The following is a 25,801-nucleotide window of genomic DNA, read 5'->3' on the forward strand; positions in this document are numbered from 1 at the left end:
CAATCGGATCCGCCCGCGCCCGCCCGCCGCGGCGCTACACCGTCGCGGGTTCCGGCTCCGCGGGCTCCACGTCCTCGACGGTCTCCCGGTCGCGCTTCTCCCGGCGGACCAGGAACCACCAGCCGACCGGTACGGCCGCGGCGAACAGCCACCACTGGATCGCGTAGGCGAAGTTCAGCGCGGCGTTCTCGTTGCCGGGCTTGCCGATCGGCTCCGGGGTGTCGTTCTTCGGCTCGGGAGTCTTCAGGACCACGTACCCGCCGAGCACCCGGGCGTCCAGGCGCTCGGCCTGCTGCTCGCTGTTGATGAGCATGATCTGCCGGTCCGGGAGGCCCTCGAGGTCCTTGATGCCGCTCGCCTCGGTCGTCTCGTCGGGCATCAGCCGTCCGGTGAGCGTCAGCTCGCCCCGGGGCGGCGCGGGGATCTTCGGGAACGCGGTCTGGCTCGGGCCGTCCGCCGGGATCCAGCCCCGGTTGACCAGCAGGACCTTGCCGTCGTTCAGCAGGAACGGGGTCAGTACGTGGTAGCCGATGTTGTCGTCGCCGTCGGTGCGGCGGCGGACGACGACCTCGCGGTCCGTGTCGAAGCGGCCCTGCGCGGTGACGGTGCGGTACCGCTCACGCGTGGTGATCTTCTTGCCGGGCGCGGTCAGCGACTCCACGGGCGCCGGTGACGCCTCGAGCGCGCGGGCGACCAGGTCGTTCCGGGCGGTGCGCTCCTCGTAGCGGTGCATCTGCCAGAAGCCCAGCTTGATCATCGTGGGGATGAGCAGCACGGCGACCAGCGTGAGGATCACCCACTGGCGGGACAACAGGAAGCGGTACACCCCACGACGGTACAACTCGGTCGTGGGGCGTCACGCGGCGGGTACGGGCTGACGCCGGGCGGCGGAACTCAGACCTTGTCGACGATCCCCGCCCTCCCCTCCGCACGGGCGCAGTGGGCGCCGCAGAACCAGTGGCCGTCGACCTCGACGCCCTGGCCGATGATCTGCACCCGGCAGTGCTCGCAGATGGGGGCCATCCGGTGGATCGCGCAGGAGAAGCAGTCGAAGACGTGCACCGCTCCCTGGGCGTGGACCTCGAAGGTCATTCCGTAGTTGTTGCCGCAGACTTCACATGTCGCCATGCGCCACAGGGTGGGCCGTCGCCGCGAACGCGGGCCAGCGGGCGCCGGGCGAGTCGCCCGGAATCACCCGTCCGCAGGCTCGACGTCCGCGAGCAGCTGCCCGAAGGCCGCCTCGTCCACCACCGGAGTCCCGAACTGGCGGGCCTTGACCACCTTGGAGGTGCCCGAGTCCGGGTCGTTGGTGACCAGCAGGCTGGTCAGCCGGGACAGGCTGGTCGCGACGTGCAGCCCCGCCTCGACGGCGCGGTCCTCCAGCAGGTCGCGCTCGACGGAGGTGTCACCCGAGAAGGCGACCCGCATGCCCTGCTTGAGTCGTTTGCCCTCTTCGTACCGGCCCGGGTTGGGATAGGGGCATGCGGGCCGTTTGCGGGAGGGGCGCCAACTGGTCGGCCGGTAGCTCCCGTAGCCCGCCTGCTGCCCGATCCGGGGCGCGGGCCGGTCCGACCACTCGGTCAGCGGCCGGCACTCGTGCAGCGGCAGCCGCACGTCCCCGGCCGCCGCGGCGAGCAGACTCGGCCGGAACGCCTCCGCCAGTACCCGCGCGTCGTCCAGCGCGTGGTGCGCCCGCTGCTGCACGACGCCGAAGTGCGCGGCGAGCGACTCCAGCTTGTGGTTGGGCAGCGGCAGGTCCAGCGCCTTGGACAGGGCGATGGTGCACAGGCGTTGACGCACCGGCGCCTCGCGCTCCGCGCGCGCGTACTCCCGGGCGATCATCTGCCAGTCGAAGACCGCGTTGTGCGCGACGAGGACCCGCCCGTCGAGCCGGGCCGCGAACTCCTCGGCGACGTCCGGGAAGAGCGGTGCGTCCCGGAGTACGTCGCTGGTCAGACCGTGTATCCACACCGGGCCCGGATCGCGCTGCGGATTGACCAGGGTGTACCAGTGGTCCTCGACCTCGCCGCGGGCGTCCAGCCGGTAGACGGCCGCCGAGATGATGCGGTCGTCGCGGGCCAGGCCGGTGGTCTCCACGTCGACGACCGCGTACCCCTGGGGATACGCGGCCGGCCACGCCGTGGCGGGCGGCGCTGCGGTCGTGCGGTCTTCGAGCATGGTCAATGAGGATACGGGCCGGGACCGACACTCCGGTCCCGCAGGTGCCCCGTGCCGTCAAGCCCCGGGCACCGGGGGAGCGTTGCCGCACCGTGCGGGCGTGCTCACCAACGGATCGGCACCGGAAGGGCCGTCAGAAGCCCCGAGACCGCCACCACCACGCCCAGCGCGACGACCTCCGCGCGCGCGGGGGAGCAGGCGGTCAGCGGGTCGGCCGCGCGGCTCAGCCGGATCCGGGCCCACAGCGCGAGGGCGGCGACGGCGGCCACGAGGAGCACCTTGGCCAGCAGGACCCGCCCGTAAGCGGTGTCCGTCAGCTGGTCCAGGATCGTGCCCGCCGGCATCCGGCGCAGCGAACTGCACACCCCGGTGGCCGTCAGGGCCGCCAGCAGAACGGCCGCCACGCGCGCGTAGAGCCCCAGCAGGGCGGGCCCCGCCTCCGCCGCCCCCCAGTGCCGCAGGGTCCGCAGCACGTACAGCAGACCGCCCACCCACAGGGAGGCGCACGTCAGATGGACGAGGGTCAGTCCGGAGCCGACCAGCGGGCTGTACTCGGTCGTGGGGTGCGCGCGCAGCGCGTCCGCGACGATCACCGCGGCCAGCGGCCACACCTGGAGCCCGGGCCGCCGTGAGGTCGCGCACAGCCAGGCCGCGAGGAATCCGTTGACCTCCAGCAGGGCGAGCTTGCCGTCGCGGGACTCGTAGAGACCGCCGACGTCGATGTCGGCGACGGAGCCCGGTACCAGGTTGCCCGTGGCCACCACCGAGGCCAGACCCAGCGCGGCGACGAGACCGACGGCGGCCGCGTACGGCGACCAGCTGCGGGGCCGGTCTCCGGGAGCGCCGGGCAGCGACCGGGCCAGCCGGTTCGCGAAGAGTTCGCCGAGCGGAACGCTCAGCGCGGCGAAGAGCACCGCGCGCAGCAGGGCGATGCCGCCGGTGCCGGGTGCCTCGGCCTCCCCGGTGCCGTGCAGGGCCGGGGAGGGGCCGAGCACGGGTATCAGCGCGCCCAGTGCCACCAGTACGAGTACGGCGACCGTCCGGCCGGTGCCGGAGGGCCGTGAGTGGCGTCCGGTGTCGGTGGTCCGGGACGGGGGTCGTATCGAGGTCACCCCAGGATCTTCACCAAGTCACCAGATCCGGGCAAGTTCCGCAGCGGGCCGGGCGGCTGCCCGGCCCGCCTCACGCGCGCGTGCCGATCACGCGCGTGCTCGTCGGTGCGGCACCGGCTACCAGGTCACCGCGTCCAGCGCGTCGGCCATGCCCCAGCCGTAGAAGCCGTTGCGGTTCTTCGGGCCCTCGCACACCGCGTCGACCTTGCCGTCGCCGTCGATGTCGTACGGCTTGGTGCACGCCGTGGCGTCGGCCTCGGCGTACAGCAGGGCCTTCACCATGGCGGGGGAGGCGTACGGGTGCGTCGACTTGATGAGGGCGGCGACACCCGCGACGTGCGGGGAGGCCATCGACGTACCGGCCATGTAGCCCCACTTGCCGCCGGGCAGCGTGCCCAGGATCAGGCCGCTCGTGGCGGGCGGCTCCGGCGTCTGGTAGGCCGTCGAGTCGCCGCCGGGCGCGGCGATGTCGATGACACCCAGGCCGTGGTTGGAGAAGGACGACTTGAGGCCCTTCGCACCGGTCGCCGCGACCGTCACGACGCCCGGCAGCTGGGTCGGGATGTCCAGGCACTTCGACGGGTCGACCGTCCGGTCGCCGGGCGTGGTGTCGTTGGGCGAGGACGGGTCGGTGATCTCGTCGGAGGTGAGGTCGTAGTTCTCGTTGCCGGCCGCGGCGACGTTGACCGCGCCCTTCTTCTCCGCGTACCGCGAGGCCCGCGAGACGGCCTCGACGAGTGCCTTCTGGTCCGGGTCGTCCTTGCAGTTGAAGTACCACGGGTCGGTGTAATAGCTGTTGTTGGTCACGTCGACGCCGTGCTCGGCCGCCCACATGAACCCGCAGACCACGGCCTCGGTGTAGAAGAAGCCGTCGGGGTTGGAGACCTTGATGCCGGCCACCTTCACCCCGGGCGCCACGCCGGTCATGCCGATGCCGTTCTTGGCGGCGGCTATCTCCCCGGCCACGTGGGTGCCGTGCGGGCTCTCCGCCGCGCTCGGCCGCCAGGCGCCGTCGGTGGTGTCCGGCTTGCCCGCCACGCAGTTGACGGACGCCTGCCGGTCGAAGTTGGGGGCGATGTCCGGGTGGGTGTCGTCGACGCCGGTGTCGATGACCGCGACGGTCACCTTCCTGCTGCCCAGCGACTTCTCGTGCGCCTTGTCCGCCTTGATGGCGGGCAGGTCCCACTGGAGCGACTCCAGCGGGTCCTGGCCCTCGGCCTTCGCGGAGGAAGCCCTGGCGGCGGCCAGTTCCTCGCCGCCGAGCACCTGTGGCGCGCCCGTGTCGGTGGTGGCGGCCGAGGGCAGCGGCGCGGTGCGGGTGGCACCGGCCGACTGCACGCCGCGCACCTTGCGCACGGTCTTGGCGAAGTCGGGGTTGGCGGAGTGGACGACGATCACGCCGATCCGGTCGTACGACGTGACGATCGTGCCGCCCGCCTTGGCTATCGCCCGCCGCACGGTGGCCGAAGGACGGTGTCCGGGGGCGACGTTGACGACGTAGCTGAGCGAGGTCGCGTCCGCCGCCGTCGCGGGGGCGGCCTCCGCCGCGGGGGCCGCGGCGGCCGGGGTGCCCGGCAGGAACGCGAGCGAGGCGGCCACGGCCAGACCGGCCGGGATCGCGAGGGCGCGGCGGTGACGCGGGTGGGGAGCGGTCATGCGTGGTGTCTCCAGTCCGTCGGGAGTGCTCGGGAAACGAGCCCGCGGCTGGAGCGCGGGTCGCGCGGGAAGCGCAGATGATCCATGGGGTCTCCACATCATCCGGCAAACGGCACCGGCCCGGGACACGGGTGAACGGTCCGGGCAGGTACATGACGTAGTGGTGCAGGGTGAAGCTATCCCCCGAAGTCCGTGGCCAGCAATGACCCGCCGAGGGTGACTTCGGAAAGTGCCACGGGTGTTGAACCGGTCCCCGCGGGGCGCCGTGTCGTTGGACAGGGAGCCCGAGCACGATCAGCCCCCTGCGAGAACACCGAGGTCCAAGCCGTCATGTCCGTCGTACGAGGAGACTCCGTGGCCACCGACGCACCGCCCCCCTCGAAAGAGGAGCCCCCCTCGCAAGAGGAACACCGACTCCCCTCCGCCGAGGAGTTCTCCGAAGTGCAGCAGAGCGCCGAGTTCGCCGAACTGCGCCGCTCCTTCCGCTCCTTCGCGTTTCCGCTGACCGTCGCCTTCGTCGCCTGGTACCTGCTCTACGTGCTGCTGTCGAACTACGCCGGCGGCTTCATGGGCACCAAGCTGTTCGGCAACATCAACGTCGCGTTCGTCTTCGGCATCGCCCAGTTCGTCACCACGTTCCTCATCGCCTGGTGGTACTCGCGGCACGCCGCCGCGAAGCTTGACCCCAAGGCCGAGGCCATCAAGACCCGGATGGAGGGCGGCGCATGAGCCCCGCACAGTCCGTATTCGCCGCCGAGCTGGCCGCCAACGAGGCCAGCGAGCACCGGCCGCTCATCATCACGCTCTTCGCGGTCTTCGTCCTCGCGACGCTCGGCATCACCGTCTGGGCGGGCCGCCAGACCAAGGACGCCGCCGACTTCTACGCGGGCGGCCGGTCCTTCAGCGCCTTCCAGAACGGTCTCGCCGTCTCCGGCGACTACATGTCGGCCGCGTCCTTCCTCGGCATCGCCGGCGCCATCGCCCTCTTCGGCTACGACGGCTTCCTGTACTCCATCGGCTTCCTGGTCGCCTGGCTGGTCGCCCTCCTCCTGGTCGCCGAGCCGCTCAGGAACTCCGGCCGCTACACGATGGGCGACGTCCTCGCCTACCGCATGCGCCAGCGCCCGGTGCGCACCGCCGCCGGCACCTCCACGATCGTCGTCTCGATCTTCTACCTGCTGGCCCAGATGGCGGGCGCGGGCATCCTCGTCTCGCTGCTGCTCGGCATCACCTCCGACGCGGGCAAGATCCTCATCGTCGCCCTCGTCGGCATCCTGATGATCGTCTACGTCACCATCGGCGGCATGAAGGGCACCACCTGGGTCCAGATGGTCAAGGCCGTGCTGCTGATCGGCGGCACCATCCTGATCACCTTCCTGGTGCTGCTGAAGTTCGACTTCAACATCTCCGACCTGCTCGGCAAGGCCGCGGAGAACAGCGGCGCGGGCTCCGCGTTCCTGGAGCCCGGCCTCCAGTACGGCGCGAGCGGCACCACCAAGCTGGACTTCATCTCCCTGGGCATCGCCCTGGTGCTCGGCACCGCCGGCCTGCCGCACATCCTGATCCGCTTCTACACGGTGCCCAACGCCAAGGCCGCCCGTAAGTCCGTGAACTGGGCGATCGGCATCATCGGCGCCTTCTACCTGATGACCATCGCCCTCGGCTTCGGCGCGGCGGCGCTCGTCGGCAAGGACGAGATCGTCGCGTCCAACCCGTCCGGCAACACGGCGGCGCCCCTGCTCGCGCTGCACGTCGGCGGCGTCGACTCGGCCTGGGGCGCGATCCTGCTCGCCACGATCTCGGCGGTGGCCTTCGCGACCATCCTCGCCGTCGTCGCGGGCCTCACCCTCGCCTCGTCCTCGTCCTTCGCGCACGACATCTACGCCAACGTCATCCGCAAGGGCCAGGCCACCGAGAAGGAGGAGATGCGGGCGGCCCGCTGGGCGACCGTCTTCATCGGCATCGTCTCCATCGCGCTCGGCGCCCTCGCCCGGGACCTGAACGTGGCCGGCCTGGTCGCGCTGGCCTTCGCGGTCGCCGCGTCCGCCAACCTGCCGACGATCCTCTACAGCCTGTTCTGGAAGAGGTTCACCACGCAGGGCGCCCTGTGGTCGATCTACGGCGGCCTGGTCGTCGCCGTCGGCCTGGTGCTGTTCTCACCCGTCGTCTCCGGCGACCCGAAGGCGATGTTCCCGGACGTCGACTTCGCCTGGTTCCCGCTGAAGAACCCGGGCATCATCTCGATCCCGTTCGGCTTCCTGATGGGCTGGCTCGGCACGGTCCTGTCGAAGGAGGAGCCGGACAAGGCGAAGTACGCGGAGCTGGAGGTCAGGTCCCTGACCGGCACCGGAGCGCACTGACGCCCCCGCCGGACCGCCTCCGGGCCCCGCGCCCGACCCGCGCCGACGCGGCCGCTCGTAGATCCCTACGACGCGGCCGCGTCGCGCGTCGTGGGTTCGGGCCGATGTCGATGTCCGACCGGTCACGTAGGCTCGACGGTGTCGGAGGAGAGAAGTGCTCCGCCGATCCGCGTCGAGGGAGGGGGCCCACGTGCTCATCGACACCTACGGCCGAGTGGCCACCGACCTGAGGGTCTCGCTCACCGACCGCTGCAATCTGCGCTGCACCTACTGCATGCCCGAAGAGGGCCTGCAGTGGCTCGCCAAGCCCGACCTGCTCACGGACGACGAGATCGTCCGCCTCATCGACATCGCGGTGACCTCCCTCGGCATCGAGGAGGTCCGCTTCACCGGCGGGGAGCCGCTGCTGCGGCCCGGCCTGGTCGGCATCGTCGAGCGCGTCGCCGCTCTGACCCCGCGCCCGCAGATGTCCCTCACGACCAACGGCATCGGCCTCAGGCGCACGGCCACGGCCCTGAAGGCGGCGGGCCTGGACCGGGTCAACGTCTCGCTGGACACCCTGCGCCCGGACGTCTTCAAGACCCTCACCCGCCGGGACCGCCACAAGGACGTCCTGGAGGGCCTGGCGGCCGCCCGCGAGGCCGGACTCACCCCCGTCAAGGTCAACAGCGTCCTGATGCCGGGGCTCAACGACGACGAGGCGCCCGACCTGCTCGCCTGGGCCGTCGAGCACGACTACGAACTGCGCTTCATCGAGCAGATGCCCCTGGACGCCCAGCACGGCTGGAAGCGCGAGGGCATGGTCACCGCCGGTGACATCCTGACCTCCCTGCGCACCCGTTTCGAGCTGACCGCCGAAGGCTCCGAGGAGCGCGGCTCGGCGCCCGCCGAACGCTGGCTGGTGGACGGCGGCCCGCACCGCGTCGGCGTCATCGCCTCCGTCACCCGCCCGTTCTGCTCGGCCTGCGACCGCACCCGTCTGACCGCGGACGGTCAGGTGCGCACCTGCCTGTTCGCCACCGAGGAGACCGACCTGCGCGCGGCCCTGCGCTCCGACGCCCCCGACGAGGAGATCGCCCGCATCTGGCGCCTGGCCATGTGGGGCAAGAAGGCGGGCGCGGGCCTCGACGACCCGACCTTCGTCCAGCCCGACCGCCCGATGTCGGCGATCGGGGGCTGATCGGGTACTAGGACCTGCCGGAGTCCTCCGGGGCTTCCCACTCGGCGAGCGGGACCACGTCCTTCAGGAAGTCCCGCACCCCGAGGAACTGGGACAGGTGCTCGCGGTGCTCGTCGCACGCGATCCACGTCTTGCGGCGCTCCGGAGTGTGGATCTTCGGGTTGTTCCACGCCAGCACCCACACGGCGGGGGCGCGGCAGCCCTTGGCGGAGCAGATCGGGGTGGTTTCGTCACTCACGGTTTCGTCTCACAGGTCCACGCACAAAGGTCCGCACACAAGGCGACGCCGAGCAGCCACGGGGGGAGCTGCCCGGCGTCGGTCCGTCGCTCCGACGGGGGATGCGGAGCGCGTACGAAGTATGTCACGGCTCACCCATCGCCCGGCACCGGAACAACACGATTCATCTGAGCATTTCTTCGGCCTGGCGCGGAATCGACGCCGCCGTGCGGGAGGCGCCGCGGTCACGGTCGGTCGCGCGGCTCACCGGCCGCACCCGGCCCCGGATCAGCGGTCGCGGCCTCCGGGACGGATTCCGCCGCACCGTTCCCGGCCCGCGGCGGCATGATCATCGGCGGGGTCGGCGCCGTCACGAACGTCGACGGCAAGGATGGCGCGTTCTCACGCCCGGCGTTGGCGATCACGACCGCGATGTAGGGCAGGGCCGCCCCGAGGACCAGGGCCACGATCGCGACGTGCCGTTCCACGTTCCACAGGCAGACCGCGAGGATCACCGAGGCCGTACGGATCGACATCGAGATGATGTACCTCCGCTGCCGCCCGCGCACGTCCTCCTGGAGGCCCGTCCGGGCCCCGGTGATCCGGAACACCTCGGCACTGCCGCCGGCACTCTGCTTCCGCATCTGGTTCCACCATCCGCCCGCATCGGACTCTCCCCGCCCCGCTCTCGTCCGCGGCCGCTCGGGGACTCCGGTCCCGGACAACTCTCCACGTTACGCCGCGCCTGCGCCGCTCACGAGACCGGGGCACCCCCGATCCGGCCGCACCGCGTGCGCCGCCCGGCGTAGGCGCCGGTACCCCGTTCGGCCGTACGCGGCATGCGCCGTACGCGGTACGCCCGAACACTGGTGGCAATGCTCGCGTAGAGCCGGACGAGGAGGCAGCCATGGGCTGGTTGTGGGCGATCATCGTGGGATTCGTGCTCGGCTTGATCGCCAAGGCGATCATTCCCGGCAAGCAGCACATGCCGCTGTGGCTGACCACCATCTGCGGCATGATCGGCGCGATCATCGGCAACGCGATCGCCCGCGCGGCCGGTGTCGAGGCGACCTCCGGCATCGACTGGTGGCGGCACCTGTTCCAGCTGGTGGCGGCGATCATCGTGGTCGGTCTCGGCGACGCGGCCTACACGGCGGTACGCGGCAACAGGCGACGCGAACGGGCCTGACCCCCGTCCCGGACCCGTTCCGTACCGCGAAGGGGCGGTCTCCGGCAGCCGTGCGGCGCCGGAAACCGCCCCTTCGCGCGTGCGCCCGCTCAGGCGCCGGTGATCTCCACCGCGGCCAGGTTCTTCTTGCCGCGGCGCAGCACCAGCCAGCGCCCGTGCAGCAGATCCTCCTTGGCGGGGACGGCGTCCTCGCCGGCGACCTTGGCGTTGTTCACGTAGGCGCCGCCCTCCTTCACCGTGCGGCGCGCGGCGGACTTGCTGGCCACCAGGCCCACCTCGGCGAACAGGTCGACGACGGGGGCCGGCTCGGCGACCCGGACGTGCGGCAGCTCGGACAGGGCGGCGGACAGTGTCGCCTCGTCCAGCTCCGCCAGGTCGCCCTGGCCGAAGAGGGCCTTGGACGCGGCGATCACGGCGGCCGTCTGACCGGCGCCGTGCACCAGCGTCGTCAGCTCCTCGGCCAGCGCGCGCTGCGCGGCCCGCGCCTGCGGACGCTCCTCGGTCTGCCGCTCCAGCTCCTCCAGCTCCTCGCGGGAGCGGAAGGACAGGATGCGCATGTACGTCGAGATGTCCCGGTCGTCCACGTTCAGCCAGAACTGGTAGAACGCGTACGGCGTCGTCATCTCCGGGTCGAGCCAGACGGCGCCGCCCTCGGTCTTGCCGAACTTGGTGCCGTCCGCCTTGGTCATCAGCGGCGTCGCGTAGGCGTGCACCGACGCGTCCGGCTCGAGGCGGTGCAGCAGGTCGAGGCCGGCCGTGAGGTTGCCCCACTGGTCGCTGCCGCCCTGCTGCATCGTGCAGCCGTACCTCCGGTAGAGCTGGAGGAAGTCCATCGCCTGGAGCAGCTGGTAGCTGAACTCGGTGTAGCTGATCCCCTCGGAGGACTCCAGGCGCCGGGCGACGGAGTCCTTGGTCAGCATCTTGTTGACCCGGAAGTGCTTGCCGATGTCCCGCAGGAACTCGATCGCCGACAGGCCCTCGGTCCAGTCGAGGTTGTTGACCATCACCGCGGCGTTCTCGCCCTCGAAGGACAGGAACGGCTCGATCTGGCCGCGCAGCCGCCGGACCCAGCCCGCGACGGTCTCCGGCGAGTTCAGCGTGCGCTCCGCGGTCGGGCGCGGGTCGCCGATCTGGCCCGTGGCCCCGCCGACCAGCGTCAGCGGCCGGTGACCGGCCTGCTGGAGCCGGCGCACGGTGAGCACCTGCACCAGGTGCCCCACGTGCAGGGACGGCGCGGTCGGGTCGAAACCGCAATAGAACGTGACGGGACCGTCCGCGAGCGCCTTGCGCAAAGCGTCCTCGTCGGTGGACTGGGCGAACAGCCCGCGCCACTTCAGCTCGTCGACGATGTCCGTCACGGTTCTCGTGTCTCCTTGAGTGGTCTCGCGAAATCAGGTACGAGGTTATACGCCCTGACTGACAGAGCTCATATTGAAATCGGGGACCCGCAGCGCCGGCATCGCGGCCCTGGTGAACCAGTCGCCCCACTCCCTGGGCAGCGTCTTCTCCGTCCGCCCCGCCTCCGAGGCCCGCCCCAGCAGACCCACGGGCGACTCGTTGAAGCGGAAGTTGTTCACCTCGCCGACGACCTCGCCGCGCTCGACGAGATAGACGCCGTCCCGGGTCAGCCCGGTCAGCAGCAGCGTCGCGGGGTCGACCTCGCGGATGTACCAGAGGCAGGTCAGCAGCAGCCCGCGCTCCGTGCTCGCGACCATCTGGTCGAGGGACCGGTCGGGATCGCCGCCGTCCAGGACCAGGTTGCCGATCGCGGGTGCCACCGGCAGCCCGGTCAGGCCCGCGCTGTGCCGGGTGGTCGTCAGCCGGTGCAGCTCGCCGCCCCTGATCCAGTCGGTCGCCGCCACCGGCAGTCCGTTGTCGAACACCGACTGGTCGCCCCCCGAGGAGTGCGCGACCACGAACGGCGCGCTCTCCAGACCCGGCTCGTGCGGATCACTGCGCAGCGTCAGCGGCAGCGCACCCAGCCGCTCGCCGACCCGGGTGCCGCCGGGCTTGGAGAACACCGTGCGCCCCTCGACCGCGTCCCGCCCGGAGGCCGACCAGTACTGGTAGATCAGCAGGTCCGCGACCGCGGTGGGCGGCAGCAGCGTCTCGTACCGTCCCGCGGGCAGCTCCACCCGCCGCTCGGCCCAGCCGAGGCGTACGGCCAGCTCGGCGTCGAGGGCCGCCGGGTCGACGTCCTTGAAGTCCCGCGTGGCGTGTCCCGCCCACGCCGACCGGGTGCGGTCCGGCGACTTGGCGTTCAGCTCCAGCGTCCCGTTCGGCTGGTCGTGCCGCAGCCTGAGCCCCGTCGAGGTGCCGACGTACGTCGAGGTCATCTCGTGGTTGGCGAACCCGTACAGCTCCCGGCCGCCCGCACGCGCTCGGGCGAACGCCTCCCCGAGCGCCGGCGCGAAGTCGGCGAACACCGCGGACGAGGTCTCGGCGGGCGCGTCCGTGAAGTCCGGCGCCGCCGCCCCTCCCGTGACCAGCGGCTGCGCGTCCTCGGCCGGACCGGCACCCCGCGCGGCGGACTCGGCGGCCCGCACCAGGGGCTCCAGTTCGTCCACGGTCACGGCCGAGCGCGACACCACCCCGGACGCCGTGCCCTCCCGCCCGTCCACGGTGGCGACGACCGTCAGCGTGCGCCCGCGCGTGACGCCGTTGGTGGTGAGCGCGTTGCCCGCCCAGCGCAGGTTGGCGGTGGACTCCTCGTCGGCGATGACGACGCACCCGTCCGCCCGGGACAGCTCCAGCGCCCGCTCGACGATCTCGTGCGGCTTGCTGCTGCGGACGCTCATCGACCGGCCTCCTGGGTGGTGTTCAGGCTGTGCTTTCCCGGGGGACAACCCCCGGACCCCCGGCCAATCCCCGTGCTGGCGTTCATCGACCGGCCTCCTGGGTGGTGTTCAGAATGTTGACTCCCTTGAAGAGGGCGGACGGACAGCCGTGCGAGACGGCCGCGACCTGCCCCGGCTGGGCCTTGCCGCAGTTGAAGGCGCCGCCCAGGACGTACGTCTGCGGGCCGCCGACGGCCGCCATGGACCCCCAGAAGTCGGTGGTCGTCGCCTGGTACGCCACGTCCCGCAGCTGCCCGGCGAGCCGCCCGTTCTCGATCCGGAAGAAGCGCTGACCGGTGAACTGGAAGTTGTAGCGCTGCATGTCGATGGACCAGGACCGGTCCCCGACGACGTAGATCCCGCGGTCGACGCCCCCGATCAGGTCCTCGGTCGACAGCCCGCCGGGGTCCGGCCGGAGCGACACGTTGGCCATGCGCTGCACCGGTACGTGCGCGGGGGAGTCGGCGTAGGCGCACCCGTTGGACCGCTCGAAACCGGTGAGCCGCGCGATCCGCCGGTCGAGCTGGTACCCGACCAGCGTGCCGTCCTCCACCAGGTCCCAGGACTGGCCCTCGACGCCCTCGTCGTCGTACCCGACGGTCGCCAGGCCGTGCTCGGCGGTGCGGTCGCCGGTGACGTTCATCAGCTCCGAGCCGTAGCGCAGCTTGCCGAGCTGGTCGAAGGTGGCGAAGGAGGTCCCGGCGTAGGCGGCCTCGTAACCGAGGGCGCGGTCCAGCTCGGTGGCGTGGCCGATGGACTCGTGGATGGTCAGCCACAGGTTCGACGGGTCGACGACCAGGTCGTACAGGCCCGCCTCGACGCTCGGTGCCCGCATCTTCTCGGCGAGCAGCTCCGGAATCTCGGCCAGCTCGGAATCCCAGTCCCAGCCGGTGCCGGTCAGGTACTCCCAGCCCCGTCCGGCCGGCGGCGCCAGCGTGCGCATGGAGTCGAACTCGCCGCTGGAGTCGTCCACCGACACGGCGGTGAGCACCGGGTGCAGCCGCACGCGCTGCTGCGTGGTCACGGTCCCGGCGGTGTCGGCGTAGAACTTGTTCTCGTGCACGGTGAGCAGCGAGGCGTCCACGTGGTCCACCCCGTCGGCCGCCAGCAGCCTCGCGCTCCAGTCCGCCAGCAGCGCCGACTTCTCGGAGTCCGGCACGGCGAAGGGATCGATCTCGTACGCCGAGACCCAGGTCCGGTCGGCGTGCACGGGCTCGTCCGCGAGTTCCACCCGCTCGTCGGACCCGGCCGCCCTGATCACCTGCGCCGACAGCTTCGCCATCGCCACCGCCTGCGAGGCGACCTTGGCGGCGGCGTCCAGGGTGAGGTCCACGCCGGACGCGAAACCCCACGTACCGCCGTGCACCACCCGTACCGCGTACCCGAGGTCGGTGGTGTCCGAGGACCCGGCGGGCCGGGCGTCCCTGAGCCGCCAGGACGCGCTGCGCACCCGCTCCAGACGGAAGTCCGCGTGCTCCGCGCCGAGGGCACGCGCACGGGCGAGGGCGGCGTCGGCGAGGGCGCGTAGGGGGAGTGCCGTGAAGGCTTGGTCGATGCTGTGAGGCACCTGCGTCTCTTTCTGTCGACGTGACCGGTCGTCTGCCGCGACACCGGGGGCTGCGCCGCATCATGTCGCGTTGGCGGTCCGGCGACCACAGCTTTCCCGCCGTACCCGGTGCCTTTCTGTAGGGACCCGACAGTGAGTCCCGTAAGCCACTGTGGGTGCCCGAGTCTTTGACGGAGTCGGGGGACCGATAGATTTTCGAGGAAGCCGCCTGCTGTCACCGTCCGCCGTACGGGTGACCGGGCGGGTGCGCCAGACCGCTATCGAAAGGGTGATCCGATGAGCCGCTCGGTTCTCGTCACCGGAGGAAACCGGGGCATCGGCCTCGCCATCGCCCGCGCTTTCGCCGACGCAGGCGACAAGGTCGCGATCACGTACCGCTCGGGTGAGCCCCCGGAGGGCTTCCTGGCCGTCAAGTGCGACATCACCGACACCGAGCAGGTGGAGCAGGCCTACAAGGAGATCGAGGAGACGCACGGTCCCGTCGAGGTCCTGATCGCCAACGCCGGCGTCACCAAGGACCAGCTCCTGATGCGCATGTCGGAGGAGGACTTCACCTCCGTCGTCGAGACCAACCTCACCGGCACCTTCCGCGTCGTCAAGCGCGCCAACCGCGCCATGCTGCGCGCCAAGAAGGGCCGCGTCGTCCTCATCTCGTCGGTGGTCGGGCTCCTCGGCTCCGCCGGGCAGGCGAACTACGCCGCCTCCAAGGCCGGGCTGGTCGGCTTCGCGCGTTCCCTCGCCCGTGAGCTGGGGTCGCGCAACATCACCTTCAACGTCGTCGCGCCCGGCTTCGTCGACACCGACATGACCAAGGTGCTCACCGACGAGCAGCGGGCGAGCATCGTGTCGCAGGTGCCGCTGGGGCGGTACGCGCGGCCGGAGGAGATCGCCGCCACGGTGCGGTTCCTCGCCTCGGACGACGCCTCGTACATCACTGGAGCCGTCATTCCCGTTGACGGCGGACTGGGAATGGGTCACTGATCACCATGAGCGGAATCCTCGAGGGCAAGCGCGTCCTGATCACCGGTGTGCTGATGGAGTCCTCCATCGCCTTCCACGCCGCCAAGCTGGCCCAGGAGCAGGGTGCCGAGATCATCCTGACCGCCTTCCCGCGGCCCACGCTGACCGAGCGCATCGCCAAGAAGCTGCCCAAGCCCACCAAGGTCATCGAGCTGGACGTCACCAACGACGAGCACCTCGCCCGGCTCGCCGACATCGTCGGCGAGGAGCTGGGCGGTCTCGACGGCGTCGTGCACTCCATCGGGTTCGCCCCGCAGGACGCGCTCGGCGGCAACTTCCTGAACACGCCGTTCGAGTCGGTCGCCACGGCCATGCACGTCTCGGCGTACTCCCTGAAGTCGCTGACCATGGCCTGCATGCCGCTGATGCAGAACGGCGGTTCGGTCGTCGGCCTCACCTTCGACGCGCAGTACGCCTGGCCGCAGTACGACTGGATGGGCCCGGCCAAGGCCGCGCTGGAGGCCACCAGCCGCTACATGGCCCGTGACCTCGGCAAGCAGAACATCCGCTGCAACCTGGTCTCGGCGGGCCCGATCGGGTCCATGGCCGCCAAGTCCATCCCGGGGTTCAGCGACCTGGCCGCCGTGTGGGACAGCCGTTCCCCGCTGGAGTGGGACCTGAAGGACCCGGAGCCGGCCGGCCGCGGCATCGTCGCGCTGCTGAGCGACTGGTTCCCGAAGACCACGGGCGAGATCATCCACGTCGACGGCGGTCTGCACGCCATCGGCGCCTGAGCGGACGCCACACCCGAGGGCCCGCATCCCGTACGGGGTGCGGGCCCTCGCGTCGTCACGGCAGGTGTGCCACCGGAGCGGCGCGGGTCAGCGGAGCGGCGCCGGTCAGCGGCCCGAGGGCGGAGCGAACAGCGCCGGCCGGCACACGAACGGATAGGCCGCGGCCTCCTCGGCCGCCGTCGCCGGGTCGCCCGCGCGGATCGCGTCCACCAGCCGGGCGTGGTCCAGATGCATGGCCGGGGACATGCCCTCGCCCACGTCGCCGCGCAGCCAGTCCCGCATCACCTCGCCCAGGTCCGCGTACATCGCCGTCATCACGTTGTTGTGCGAGGCGGCCACGACCGCCAGGTGGAACGTTGCGTCCGCCGACACGAACGCCTCCGCGTCACCCGACTCCCAGGCCTCCTCCCGGCGCTGCAGCAGGCCGTCGATCTGCTTGAGGTCCTTCTCCGTGCGCCGCTCGGCGGCCAGGCGCGCGGCGGCGGACTCCAGCGTGGACCGCAGCTCGGCGATGTGGCGGGGATCGGCGTCGGCGAAGCGGCGCTGCATCACGCCGGCCAGTTCGCTGGTCGCCACGACGTAGGTGCCGGAGCCCTGACGGATGTCCAGCAGACCGTTGTGGGCCAGCGCGCGGACCGCCTCACGGACCGTGTTCCGGGCGACTCCGAGCTGCTCGACCAGCTCGGGCTCGGTGGGGATGCGGGAGCCGACCGGCCACTCGCCCGAGGCGATCTGCTGCCGCAGGGCCGCGATGACCTGCTCGGACAGTGCCGAACGACGGGGATGGCTCAGCGGCATGGCTCACCTTCGCACACGGGGGGACGAGCGAGTGGACAATCAATCATCCCATGATTCTATGATGGGTCTCATGGCTAGTGACGAAACCCGGACGGAGACACGTACGCAGACGCGCACGGACACGGGTGCGGAGACGTGCACGCAGGGGTGTACCGGGGGCGGTGTGTCCGAGGTACCCGGCGAGGCGTCCGCCACGCGCGCGTGGACGACGTGGACGACCCGGCTGCTCATCCTCGGCATCGTCCTGGCCGCGGTGAACCTGCGCCCCGCCATCACGAGCCTGGGCGCCCTTCTGGAGGAGGTCCGCGACGGGCTCGGCATGAGCGGCAGCATCGCCGGACTGCTCACCTCCGTGCCCCCGCTCTGCTTCGCCGTCTTCGGGGTCACCGCCCCCCGGCTGGCCCGCCGCTTCGGGCCCGGCGCCGTGGTCTGCGCCGGCATGGCCGCCATCACCGCGGGCCTGCTGATCCGCCCGTACGCCGGCGGCACGGGCGGCTTCCTGGCCGCCACCGCCCTGGCGCTGATGGGCATCGCGGTCAGCAACGTCCTGATGCCGGTCATCGTCAAGCGCTACTTCCCCGACCGCGTCGGTTCCATGACCGGCCTCTACTCGATGGCCCTCGCCTTCGGCACCTCCGTCGCCGCGGCGGCGACCGTGCCCCTGACCGACGCGCTGGGCGGTCACTGGCAGCCCGGCCTCGCCGTCTGGGCCGTACTGCCCGCGCTGGCCGTCCTGCCGTGGATCCCCTTCGTGCGCAACCGGAAGGCGCCGGCCTCCACGGCGCCGTCCACGCCGGGCCCGGAGGGCGAGCGGTCCGCCGAGAAGCCCGCGGAACAGCCCCCGCTGCGGATCACCCGCAGCCGCACGGCCTGGGCGCTCGCCGTCTTCTTCGGCCTCCAGGCCACCGCCGCCTACATCACGATGGGGTGGATGGCGCAGATCTTCCGGGACTCGGGCGTCTCCGCCGGTACCGCCGGGCTGCTGCTCGCCGTGATCATGGTGATGGGCGTGCCGCTCGCCTTCGTCATCCCGCGCGTGGCGACCCGCCTGCCCCACCAGGGGCCGATCGTGGTGGTCCTCGGCGTGTGCGGGCTCGCCGGATACGCCGGTCTGTACTTCGCGCCGGTCGGCGGCGCCTGGGCCTGGGCCCTGCTGCTCGGCGTCTCCAACTGTGCCTTCCCGCTGGCGCTGACCATGGTCGGGATGCGGGCCAGGACCGGGGCGGGCGTCGCCCAGCTGTCCGCCTTCGCGCAGAGCACCGGCTACCTGATCTCCATCCCCGGTCCGCTCCTGGTGGGCGTGCTCTACCAGCACAGCGGCGGCTGGGGCCTGCCGATCGCGCTGATGAGCGCGCTGATGGTGCCGCAGATCGTGGTGGGCGTCCTGGCCGGGCGCAACCGCACGGTGGAGGACGAGGCGGCCCGCTGACCGGCCGGGCGGCGGGCCGGTCCGGGTCGGTGGCCCGCCGGGAGCCGCACGCGCGGGGGATGCGAGACTTGCCGTATGCCAGTCCTCGACCCGAATCCCCAGCACGGCCAGAAGAAGATGCTGATCGTCTTCGGTGCCTTCCTCGCGATCTTCGTGATCATCGGCGTCATCGCGACGATCGCCTCGCCGTGACCCCGCCCTCCGCGACCCGGTGGTGGGGTTAACCCCCCATCCCTTAGGGGGTGAGGGTCAGGGTCAAGTGGGTGGACCTCCGGATGGGTTGGGCCCCGCGGGTTCCGTAACTTCGAGATGTGCCCGCCACCGGCGGGCCGCGGAGCACGGCCCGGACGCCCGAAGACCAGCGGAGGCAATCATGTCGGCCCCTACCTACACCCGGCCTCCCCAGGCGACCCGGGGCGGCGTCGACACCCGGCTGCCCTGGTGGGCCCTCGCCCTGCCCGTGCTGGCCTTCTTCGCGCTGCTGCTGCTGATACTCAATCCCGCCGACGCCCAGGCGGCCGCGGAGCAGCCCACGACGGCCCACCTCCTGGAGCGGCTGGAGCAGCTGACCGGGCGCTGAGCGCCGGCCTCGGGCTCCCGCACGCGTCCCGCGGTGAGTCCGCATGTCAACTCTCAGAGCCCCATGGCCTGTTTCATGCGAAGCTGGAAGACATGAGCGTCGCAGAACCCCGCAGGATTGTTCTCTTCCGGCATGCGAAAGCCGACTGGCCACAGGTGGCCGACCACGAGCGGCCGCTCGCCGACCGGGGCCGCATGGACGCCGCGGAGGCCGGGCGTCGGCTCGCGGATACGGGCGTGTCCTTCGACCAGGCCCTGTGCTCCACCTCGGCCCGGACCCGCGAGACCTGGAAGCTCGCCGTCCAGGAGTTCCCGCACCGGCCGAAGACCGTCTACGAGGAGCGGATCTACGAGGCCTCGCCCGGCGAGCTGATCGCCGTGCTCAACGAAACCCCCGACGACCTGCGGAACGTGCTGGTGATCGGCCACAACCCGGGCATGGAGGCGCTGACCGAGATCCTGGCCGGCTCGGCCGAGGACGAGGTCCGCGAGCGGATCGGCCGCCGGGGCTTCCCGACCTCCGCCTTCGCCGTCCTCACCTTCACGGGCTCCTGGAAGGACGTGGAGCCCGGCCGGGCCGCCCTGGTCGACTACTGGGCGCCGACCGACTGACCCGCCGCCCCCACGCGACAGGGCCCGGCACCCTCGCGGTCCGGGCCCCCGGGCCTGGCGTCCGTCGGTTCCTCCGCCGGGTCAGGGCCGCTCGGCGGGCAGACCGAGGCCGTCGCCGAGATCGTCGTCCAGCGTGTCCGCGGCCTCGACCTCCTCGCGGGTGATGCCCAGCAGATAGAGCACCGTGTCGAGGAACGGCACGTTCACGGCGGTGTGCGCCGCCTCGCGCACCACCGGCTTGGCGTTGAAGGCGACCCCGAGTCCGGCCGCGTTCAGCATGTCCAGGTCGTTGGCCCCGTCACCGATCGCCACGGTCTGCGACAGCGGTACGCCCGCGGCGGCGGCGAACCGACGCAGCAGCCGCGCCTTGCCGGCCCGGTCCACGATCTCCCCGGTGACCCGTCCGGTCAGCCTGCCGTCGACGATCTCCAGCGTGTTGGCCTGCGCGAAGTCCAGCCCCAGCTGCTCCTGCAAGGCGTCGGTGACCTGGGTGAAGCCGCCGGAGACGACGCCCACCTGGTAGCCGAGACGCTTCAGCGTGCGGATCAGGGTGCGGGCACCCGGCGTCAGCCGCACCTCGGCACGCACCTTGTCCACCACCGAGGCGTCCAGCCCCGCCAGCAGGGCCACGCGGGCGTGCAGCGACTGCTCGAAGTCCAGCTCCCCGCGCATCGCGGCCGCCGTCACCTCGGCTACCTCGTCCTCGCAGCCGGCGTGCGCGGCGAACAGCTCGATGACCTCGTCCTGGATCAGCGTGGAGTCCACGTCCATCACGACCAGGCGCTGCGCCCGGCGGTGCAGCCCCGCAGCGACGACCGCGATGTCCACGCCGAGCGCCGCGGCCTCGGTGGCCAGCGCCGTGCGCAGCGGTTCGGTCTCCACGCCGGACACCGCGAACTCGACGGCGGTCACCGGGTACTTGGCCAGCCGGAAGATACGGTCGATGTTGCTGCCGGACTCGGTGATCCGGGCCGCTATGGCGGCGGTCGCCTCCGCGGTGAGCGGGTGCCCGAGCACCGTGACCAGGGAGCGGCCGAATCCGCGCGGCCGGTTGTCGCCGATGCCTGAGATGATCTCCGCCTGGAGCTTCAGCGACTCCGCCCAGCTGTGGACGGTCGCCCGCAGATCGCCCTCCAGACCACGGGGCGGCTCGGTCACGAGCGCGCACAGCACGATCCGGCCACGGGTGACGACCTGCTCGATGTCGACGACATCGACCGAGTACGCGGCGAGAGTGTCGAACAGGCCGGCCGTGATGCCGGGCCGGTCCTTGCCGAAGATCTTGACGAGGAGAGTGGGAACGTCAGAGGTCTGCGAAGCGCTCATGGTGCTCCAACCGTATCCGGCACCCCGTGCCGCCCGCGCCTCAGGTCCGACTGGCGGACAGGAACGGCACCCCATCCTCCCGAGGCGGCGCCGGAGCGGGGCAGAACCGGTGCTACCCGTCGCGGGGGCGCCGAGGCGGTGCGGGTGGCGGGGGAGGAGGGACCTCGCCCCAGGGCCGGGGCCGCGGGGGCCGTTCTCCCGGCCTCGGCGGCCGGCGCGGTGTTCCCGGGGGCGGACCCAGCGGCCCGGCCACCGTAGGGGCGCCGTACACGTCGTCGTCGGACCGGCCATCCGTCCCGCCGTCCTCCCGGCGCGCCCCGTCGCCGTACTGCCCGGGGCCACCGCTCCGACCGCCCGCGCCGCCGCCTCCCTGCCGCGCCGGGTCCGCCCGCCACCGCCCCGGGCCGCCGGGCGGCTGTTCCCCGGACGCCGTATGCCCGGGCCCCGGCGGGGACCCGGCGTCGCGCGGTGGCGGGGCCGTCCCCGCCGGGCGGGCGTCTTCGGGTCCGCCCGTTCCCGGTGCCGTGCCGGACTCCGGCCGCACCGCCCCCTCCCGCGACCGCGGGTAGGGATGGGCGCCCGGGTCGGGCGGCCGGTGCGGCGTACCCGGCCGGTACGGCCCCGAGGCCCGGGCCGCATACGCCCCGCCTCCCGCGCCGACACCCTCCCGCCCCGCCTCGGCACTGAGTGCCAAGCCCGTCGCCCGCACCCCCGCCGCCCCGCTCGCGCATGCCAGCAGCGCCCCGGCGGCCCCCGCACCCGCGCCCCAGACGGCACCCAGCAGCAGAGCCGCACCGAGGTGTCCGTGCAGGTCGAGGCCCGCGCCGAAGGCGTCGACGCCGAGCACCGACAGGGAGGCGTCCACGGAGACCTCCGTGAGCCGGACCGACAGCGGCAGCGTCACCGCGGTGGCGATGCCCAGCGGCAGCGCACAGCGCCCGGCGAAGGCGAGACGACGTGCGTCACCAGGCACCACCGGCGTCCGCACCGCAGTCAGCACCCCGGCCAGCAGCATCATCAGTGCCGCGGCCACCCCCAGCAGCCACATCCGCCCGTCCAGCTCCGCCAGCCGCCCCAGCGTGACCGGCCGCTCGGTGCCGGAGCCGAGCAGGTCGTCGAGGGGAGCCGGGAGCACCCCGACCAGCTGACCGGTGGCCTGCCCGTCCCACGGCACGAACAGGCCGATCGGGACGCCGAGCCAGACGCCGTTCGGCGCGCCCAGCAGTGCGGCCCCCGCGATCCGCCGGGGATGGTCGTCGCCGACCGCCGCGTACGCCGCCGCCGCGAGACCGGCCGCCACCGCCGTCAGCGCCACGGTGACCAGGGCGGACACGGCCGGTCGCACCACCCGGTGCACGGCCTCGCAACCGCGCGGCAGCGGAGTGCGGCGCGAGGCCAGCAACGCGATCAGCAGCACGCCCGCGGACCAGACAAGACCGCCCAGCAACGTCGGCGCGGTGTCGACGGTGAACCCGACGGCGGCCCGGGCGTCCACGAGGTCACCGACCCGGTCGGGCAGCAGCCCGCCGATGTCGCCCACGTCACCCAGCCCCGGAATCTCCAGCCCGCCGCTCCCGCCCCCGCCGGGCAGGTCGTCGAGCCCGAGCGAGGTGCCGTCGATCGTCACGACGTCGTGCCCCGCCCAGGCCAGTCCACCCGTCATCGCCACGAACAACGCGACCACCGCGCCCGCGCGCGCCAGGAGTTCGGCGGGAGAGACGACGACTCCGGCCGCCCGCAGGGACCGCAGGAAGAAGAACGACAGGAACAGCGCACCGACCAGGCCCACCCCCAGTGGCGTGATCTCGATGGCCGTGTGCGCCTCGGCCCCTTTCAGACCGAACGCGGACACATCACCGGCCGGTGTGACCGAACCACCCGCCCCGAGCGCCACGACCGCCGCGGTCATCGGTCCGAGCGAGCCCGCCGCGTCCGCGTCCAGCAGATGCAGGCCGAGCGCCGCCGCTCCCGCCATGCCGATCAATGCCCAGCTCACGGAGGCGATCGCGGACAGCAGTACGTCGCCCCACGGCACACGGGTGCCGTACCCCTCGGTTCCGACGCTCGTGGACGCGCTCATGGCAGACCCCCCGATCCGCTGCGCGGTCAGGTTGCCGCGCATGTCCCCCTCGCGTGGAATACCACTCTCCGGGCAGGTTTCAACCCCGTCAACGGGAACGGCTGATGGGTGCCTACGCACTTTTCACAAGGCCCGACTTTCGGTCAGGGCCCCGAGCCTGAAATAGTTCCCCCCGATGTTCGACATCCCTAGACTCCCCGCGACGGGGGTACATCGGGGGACAACTCAGTGGGGCATGGAGTGCCGGAACTCGTACTGGAATCCAATGGACGGACCTGGACGCTCGATCCGTCCCGGTCATACGCGCTAGGACGCGATCCGCAGGGGGAGCTTGTTTTCGACGACGCCAGGGTCTCCTGGCGGCATGCCACGATCAGTTTCAACGGCCGCAGTTGGGTGGTCGAGGACCACGGCAGCACCAACGGCACGTTCGTGCACGGGCAGCGGGTCCAGCAGATGGAGCTCGGCGCCGGCACGGTGCTGAACCTGGGCAACGCGACCGACGGGCCGCGGGTGAACCTGACCGGCGCACAGGCCCCGGCCGGCGCGCCGCAGGCCCAGCAGCAACAGCAACAGCAACAGCAACAGCCGCAGCAGCCGTACGCCGCGCAGGGAGCCGGCGCGGGCTGGGCGCAGCAGGCGCCGCCCGCGCAGGAGCCGTTCCAGCAGCAGGCGCCGCCGCAGCAGGCACCGCAGCACGGGCAGCAGCACCAGGCCCAGCAGGCCGGCTGGCAGCAGCAACAGCCGCCGCAGCAGGTCGCGCCGCAGCCGCAGCAGGTCGCGCCGCACTTCCCCCAGCAGCAGGGACCAGGCGGCGCGGCGGGGGCGCCACCGGTCCACGGGGACCGCAGCCCGACCACGTTCCACCAGTTCTCGCTCGGCCGCGTCATGCGCATCGGCCGTGCCCTGGAGAACGACCTGGTCGTCTCCGACCTCCAGGTCTCCCGCAATCACGCGGAGTTCCACTCGACGCCCGACGGGCGCATGGAGATCCGCGACCTCGGCTCGCACAACGGCACGTACGTCAACGGCCAGCCGATCGCCAAGGGCGGCTCCCAACTGCTCGGCCCGACCGACATCGTGGGTGTCGGCCACTCGACGTTCCAGATCGTCGGCGACCGGCTCGAGGAGTTCGTCGACACCGGTGAGGTCTCCTTCTCCGCCCGGCACCTGACCGTCACGGTCGACGGGGGCAAGCAGATCCTCAAGGACGTCTCCTTCGGCGTGCCGGAGAAGTCGCTGATCGCGGTGATCGGCCCGTCGGGTTCCGGCAAGTCGACCCTGCTCAAGGCGCTGACCGGCTACCGGCCGGCCGACCAGGGCGAGGTCCTCTACGACAACCGGAACCTGTACAAGCAGTTCGCCGAGCTGCGCCAGCGCATCGGTCTGGTCCCGCAGGACGACATCCTGCACAAGGAGCTGACCGTCAAGAAGGCCCTGAAGTACGCGGCGAAGCTCCGCTTCCCGGCCGACACCACGGCCGCCGAGCGCAACGCCCGCATCGACGAGGTGCTGCGCGAGCTGAAGCTGGACATCCACAAGGACAAGAAGGTCACGTCCCTGTCCGGCGGTCAGCGCAAGCGCGTGTCCGTCGCCCTGGAGCTGCTCACCAAGCCGTCGCTGATCTTCCTGGACGAGCCGACCTCCGGTCTCGACCCGGGCATGGACCGCGATGTCATGCAGCTGCTGCGCGGTCTCGCCGACGACGGCCGCACCGTCCTCGTCGTCACCCACTCGGTGGCCGAGCTGGCGACCTGCGACAAGCTCCTCGTGATGGCGCCGGGCGGTTCCGTGGCCTACTTCGGCCCGCCCGAGGAGGCGCTGAACTTCTTCGGCTACGACACCTGGGCCGACGTCTTCTCCGCCTTCGAGAACTACCGCGACTACGACTGGGCGGGCCGCTGGAAGGGCTCGCAGCACTACCAGATGTACGCCGCGGACCTCGACGCCGTGGCGCCGCAGTCCGTACAGGTGCCGCCGATGCAGGCGATGAGGCCGCCGAAGCCGCAGGGCTGGATGTCGCAGTTCGTCACGCTGGTGCGGCGCTACACGTCGGTGATCGCCTCCGACAAGGGCTTCCTGGCCCTGATGGTGATCCTGCCGGCCGTGCTGGGCGCGGTGAGCCTGCTCATCGACGCGGACAAGGGTCTGCTGCCCAACCCCGCGAACCCGCAGACCGGCCGGATCATCCCGAACGGCACCGCCACCACGGTCCTGCTGATCCTCGCGGTCGGCGCCTGCTTCGCCGGTGCCGCGAACTCGGTCCGTGAGCTGATCAAGGAACGGGTGATCTACGAGCGGGAACGCGCGACGGGCCTGTCCCGGTCCGCGTACCTGATGTCCAAGGTCTTCGTGCTCGGCCTGATCACGGTGTTCCAGGGCCTGCTGGTCGGCGTGATCGGCTTCGCCACCCGCGAGATCCCGGAGGAGGGACTGGTCCTCGGCGGGATGACACTCGTCGAGCTGTCCTTGCCGATCATGGCCCTCGGCTTCACCTCGATGATGTTCGGCCTGGTCATCTCGTCGCTGGTGAAGACCGCCGAGAAGACCATGCCGCTGCTGGTGATGTTTGCGATCATCCAGGTCGTCTTCACCGGCTGCCTCTTCGCCCTGAACGGCGCGGTCGGCGTCAACCAGTTCTCGTACCTGATGCCCTCGCGCTGGGCGGTCGCCGCGGCCGGTGCCACGCTGGACTTCAACAAGATCAGCCCGCCCGAGAAGGGCGCCGAGGCCGATCCGCTGTGGGAGCACACCGTGGGCGCCTGGGGGATGGACATGGTCGCGCTGATCGTCCTCGGTGTGATCTGCGGCTTCTTCGTCGCCCGCTTCCTGCGCCGGCACGAGCCCGAGGTCATGCGCAAGTAGGCCGAGGTCCGGCGGGCCCGCAGACCCGGCCCGCACGCCCCGAAGGGCGGCACCCCGTCAGG

At 71.7% G+C, this 25,801-nt stretch carries 24 protein-coding genes; 11 read left to right on the forward strand and 13 right to left on the reverse strand.

What is annotated here, in order from left to right; all coding sequences use genetic code 11:
- Positions 1 to 34: 34 nt before the first annotated feature.
- The 5 genes from ACFYZ3_RS04440 to ACFYZ3_RS04460 all read right to left on the reverse strand — a co-directional run bounded on the left by ACFYZ3_RS04440 (position 35) and on the right by ACFYZ3_RS04460 (position 4,946).
- Complete coding sequence (locus ACFYZ3_RS04440; RefSeq protein ID WP_388513909.1) at positions 35 to 826, reverse strand: SURF1 family protein; 792 nt, start codon at positions 824 to 826, stop codon at positions 35 to 37.
- A gap of 68 nt (positions 827 to 894) precedes the next feature.
- Positions 895 to 1,128 carry a hypothetical protein gene (locus ACFYZ3_RS04445; protein WP_003976994.1) on the reverse strand — a complete coding sequence of 78 codons (234 nt, stop codon included), beginning with the start codon at positions 1,126 to 1,128 and terminating at the stop codon, positions 895 to 897.
- A 63-nt stretch (positions 1,129 to 1,191) separates the two neighbouring features.
- Positions 1,192 to 2,178 (reverse strand): DEDDh family exonuclease, encoded by a 987-nt coding sequence (locus ACFYZ3_RS04450; protein ID WP_388513911.1) that lies wholly within the window; start codon positions 2,176 to 2,178, stop codon positions 1,192 to 1,194.
- Positions 2,179 to 2,282: 104 nt separating this feature from the next.
- Positions 2,283 to 3,290, reverse strand: coding sequence for a CopD family protein (locus tag ACFYZ3_RS04455; protein ID WP_388513913.1), 1,008 nt, complete (start codon positions 3,288 to 3,290; stop codon positions 2,283 to 2,285).
- A 117-nt stretch (positions 3,291 to 3,407) separates the two neighbouring features.
- Entirely contained in the window at positions 3,408 to 4,946 is a 1,539-nt protein-coding gene (locus ACFYZ3_RS04460) for a S8 family serine peptidase (protein ID WP_388513915.1), read from the reverse strand.
- Between the two features lie 354 nt (positions 4,947 to 5,300).
- Between ACFYZ3_RS04460 and ACFYZ3_RS04465 the strand changes: the two genes are divergently transcribed.
- The 3 genes from ACFYZ3_RS04465 to moaA all read left to right on the forward strand — a co-directional run bounded on the left by ACFYZ3_RS04465 (position 5,301) and on the right by moaA (position 8,486).
- On the forward strand, positions 5,301 to 5,675 hold the full coding sequence (locus ACFYZ3_RS04465; protein WP_003976999.1) for a DUF485 domain-containing protein: 375 nt from the start codon (positions 5,301 to 5,303) through the stop codon (positions 5,673 to 5,675).
- On the forward strand, positions 5,672 to 7,306 hold the full coding sequence (locus ACFYZ3_RS04470) for a cation acetate symporter (RefSeq protein WP_361007893.1): 1,635 nt from the start codon (positions 5,672 to 5,674) through the stop codon (positions 7,304 to 7,306). The genes ACFYZ3_RS04465 and ACFYZ3_RS04470 overlap by 4 nt, the downstream gene beginning before the upstream one ends.
- A gap of 190 nt (positions 7,307 to 7,496) precedes the next feature.
- Positions 7,497 to 8,486, forward strand: coding sequence for a GTP 3',8-cyclase MoaA (moaA, locus tag ACFYZ3_RS04475; protein ID WP_388513917.1), 990 nt, complete (start codon positions 7,497 to 7,499; stop codon positions 8,484 to 8,486).
- A gap of 7 nt (positions 8,487 to 8,493) precedes the next feature.
- On the opposite strand, the gene ACFYZ3_RS04480 is transcribed toward moaA, so the two are convergent.
- Together ACFYZ3_RS04480 and ACFYZ3_RS04485 are read right to left on the reverse strand one after the other, a co-directional pair.
- The gene (locus ACFYZ3_RS04480) at positions 8,494 to 8,724 is read right to left on the reverse strand and encodes a hypothetical protein (RefSeq protein ID WP_388513919.1); all 231 of its coding nucleotides are present in this window, start codon (positions 8,722 to 8,724) and stop codon (positions 8,494 to 8,496) included.
- Positions 8,725 to 8,948: 224 nt separating this feature from the next.
- The gene (locus ACFYZ3_RS04485) at positions 8,949 to 9,347 is read right to left on the reverse strand and encodes a DUF3099 domain-containing protein (RefSeq protein ID WP_388513921.1); all 399 of its coding nucleotides are present in this window, start codon (positions 9,345 to 9,347) and stop codon (positions 8,949 to 8,951) included.
- A 263-nt stretch (positions 9,348 to 9,610) separates the two neighbouring features.
- On the opposite strand from ACFYZ3_RS04485, the gene ACFYZ3_RS04490 reads away from it, so the two are divergent.
- Entirely contained in the window at positions 9,611 to 9,892 is a 282-nt protein-coding gene (locus ACFYZ3_RS04490) for a GlsB/YeaQ/YmgE family stress response membrane protein (protein ID WP_007448093.1), read from the forward strand.
- 89 nt (positions 9,893 to 9,981) lie between these two features.
- Here the strand turns inward: ACFYZ3_RS04490 and tyrS are convergent, their stop codons facing one another.
- From tyrS to ACFYZ3_RS04505, 3 genes are all read right to left on the reverse strand, one after another.
- Positions 9,982 to 11,250 carry a tyrosine--tRNA ligase gene (gene tyrS / locus ACFYZ3_RS04495; RefSeq protein WP_388513923.1) on the reverse strand — a complete coding sequence of 423 codons (1,269 nt, stop codon included), beginning with the start codon at positions 11,248 to 11,250 and terminating at the stop codon, positions 9,982 to 9,984.
- A gap of 45 nt (positions 11,251 to 11,295) precedes the next feature.
- The gene (locus tag ACFYZ3_RS04500) at positions 11,296 to 12,690 is read right to left on the reverse strand and encodes a metallopeptidase TldD-related protein (protein ID WP_388513924.1); all 1,395 of its coding nucleotides are present in this window, start codon (positions 12,688 to 12,690) and stop codon (positions 11,296 to 11,298) included.
- An 82-nt stretch (positions 12,691 to 12,772) separates the two neighbouring features.
- A complete protein-coding gene (locus ACFYZ3_RS04505; RefSeq protein ID WP_388513925.1) occupies positions 12,773 to 14,296 on the reverse strand; it encodes a TldD/PmbA family protein in 1,524 nt (507 codons plus the stop codon).
- 276 nt (positions 14,297 to 14,572) lie between these two features.
- Between ACFYZ3_RS04505 and fabG the strand changes: the two genes are divergently transcribed.
- Together fabG and fabI are read left to right on the forward strand one after the other, a co-directional pair.
- Positions 14,573 to 15,277 (forward strand): 3-oxoacyl-[acyl-carrier-protein] reductase, encoded by a 705-nt coding sequence (fabG, locus tag ACFYZ3_RS04510; RefSeq protein ID WP_360842080.1) that lies wholly within the window; start codon positions 14,573 to 14,575, stop codon positions 15,275 to 15,277.
- Between the two features lie 5 nt (positions 15,278 to 15,282).
- Positions 15,283 to 16,050, forward strand: a complete 768-nt coding sequence (fabI, locus tag ACFYZ3_RS04515) for an enoyl-ACP reductase FabI (RefSeq protein WP_388513927.1) — start codon at positions 15,283 to 15,285, stop codon at positions 16,048 to 16,050.
- 105 nt (positions 16,051 to 16,155) lie between these two features.
- Here the strand turns inward: fabI and ACFYZ3_RS04520 are convergent, their stop codons facing one another.
- Entirely contained in the window at positions 16,156 to 16,848 is a 693-nt protein-coding gene (locus tag ACFYZ3_RS04520; RefSeq protein WP_388513928.1) for a FadR/GntR family transcriptional regulator, read from the reverse strand.
- Between the two features lie 163 nt (positions 16,849 to 17,011).
- Between ACFYZ3_RS04520 and ACFYZ3_RS04525 the strand changes: the two genes are divergently transcribed.
- The 4 genes from ACFYZ3_RS04525 to ACFYZ3_RS04540 all read left to right on the forward strand — a co-directional run bounded on the left by ACFYZ3_RS04525 (position 17,012) and on the right by ACFYZ3_RS04540 (position 19,468).
- The gene (locus ACFYZ3_RS04525) at positions 17,012 to 18,277 is read left to right on the forward strand and encodes a CynX/NimT family MFS transporter (protein ID WP_388513929.1); all 1,266 of its coding nucleotides are present in this window, start codon (positions 17,012 to 17,014) and stop codon (positions 18,275 to 18,277) included.
- 75 nt (positions 18,278 to 18,352) lie between these two features.
- Positions 18,353 to 18,469 carry an SGM_5486 family transporter-associated protein gene (locus ACFYZ3_RS04530; protein WP_037922852.1) on the forward strand — a complete coding sequence of 39 codons (117 nt, stop codon included), beginning with the start codon at positions 18,353 to 18,355 and terminating at the stop codon, positions 18,467 to 18,469.
- 181 nt (positions 18,470 to 18,650) lie between these two features.
- Positions 18,651 to 18,857: a hypothetical protein gene (locus tag ACFYZ3_RS04535; protein ID WP_388513931.1), complete on the forward strand. Its 207-nt coding sequence runs from the start codon at positions 18,651 to 18,653 to the stop codon at positions 18,855 to 18,857.
- Between the two features lie 92 nt (positions 18,858 to 18,949).
- Positions 18,950 to 19,468, forward strand: a complete 519-nt coding sequence (locus tag ACFYZ3_RS04540) for a SixA phosphatase family protein (protein ID WP_388513932.1) — start codon at positions 18,950 to 18,952, stop codon at positions 19,466 to 19,468.
- 81 nt (positions 19,469 to 19,549) lie between these two features.
- Here the strand turns inward: ACFYZ3_RS04540 and serB are convergent, their stop codons facing one another.
- Positions 19,550 to 20,794: a phosphoserine phosphatase SerB gene (gene serB, locus ACFYZ3_RS04545; RefSeq protein ID WP_388513933.1), complete on the reverse strand. Its 1,245-nt coding sequence runs from the start codon at positions 20,792 to 20,794 to the stop codon at positions 19,550 to 19,552.
- Positions 20,795 to 20,906: 112 nt separating this feature from the next.
- A complete protein-coding gene (locus ACFYZ3_RS04550; protein WP_388513935.1) occupies positions 20,907 to 22,874 on the reverse strand; it encodes a streptophobe family protein in 1,968 nt (655 codons plus the stop codon).
- Between the two features lie 240 nt (positions 22,875 to 23,114).
- Between ACFYZ3_RS04550 and ACFYZ3_RS04555 the strand changes: the two genes are divergently transcribed.
- Entirely contained in the window at positions 23,115 to 25,739 is a 2,625-nt protein-coding gene (locus ACFYZ3_RS04555) for an FHA domain-containing protein (RefSeq protein WP_388513936.1), read from the forward strand.
- Positions 25,740 to 25,801: the final 62 nt, after the last annotated feature.

Origin of the sequence: Streptomyces sp. NPDC001599, from assembly GCF_042893535.1 — a bacterium.
Taxonomy (GTDB): domain Bacteria; phylum Actinomycetota; class Actinomycetes; order Streptomycetales; family Streptomycetaceae; genus Streptomyces.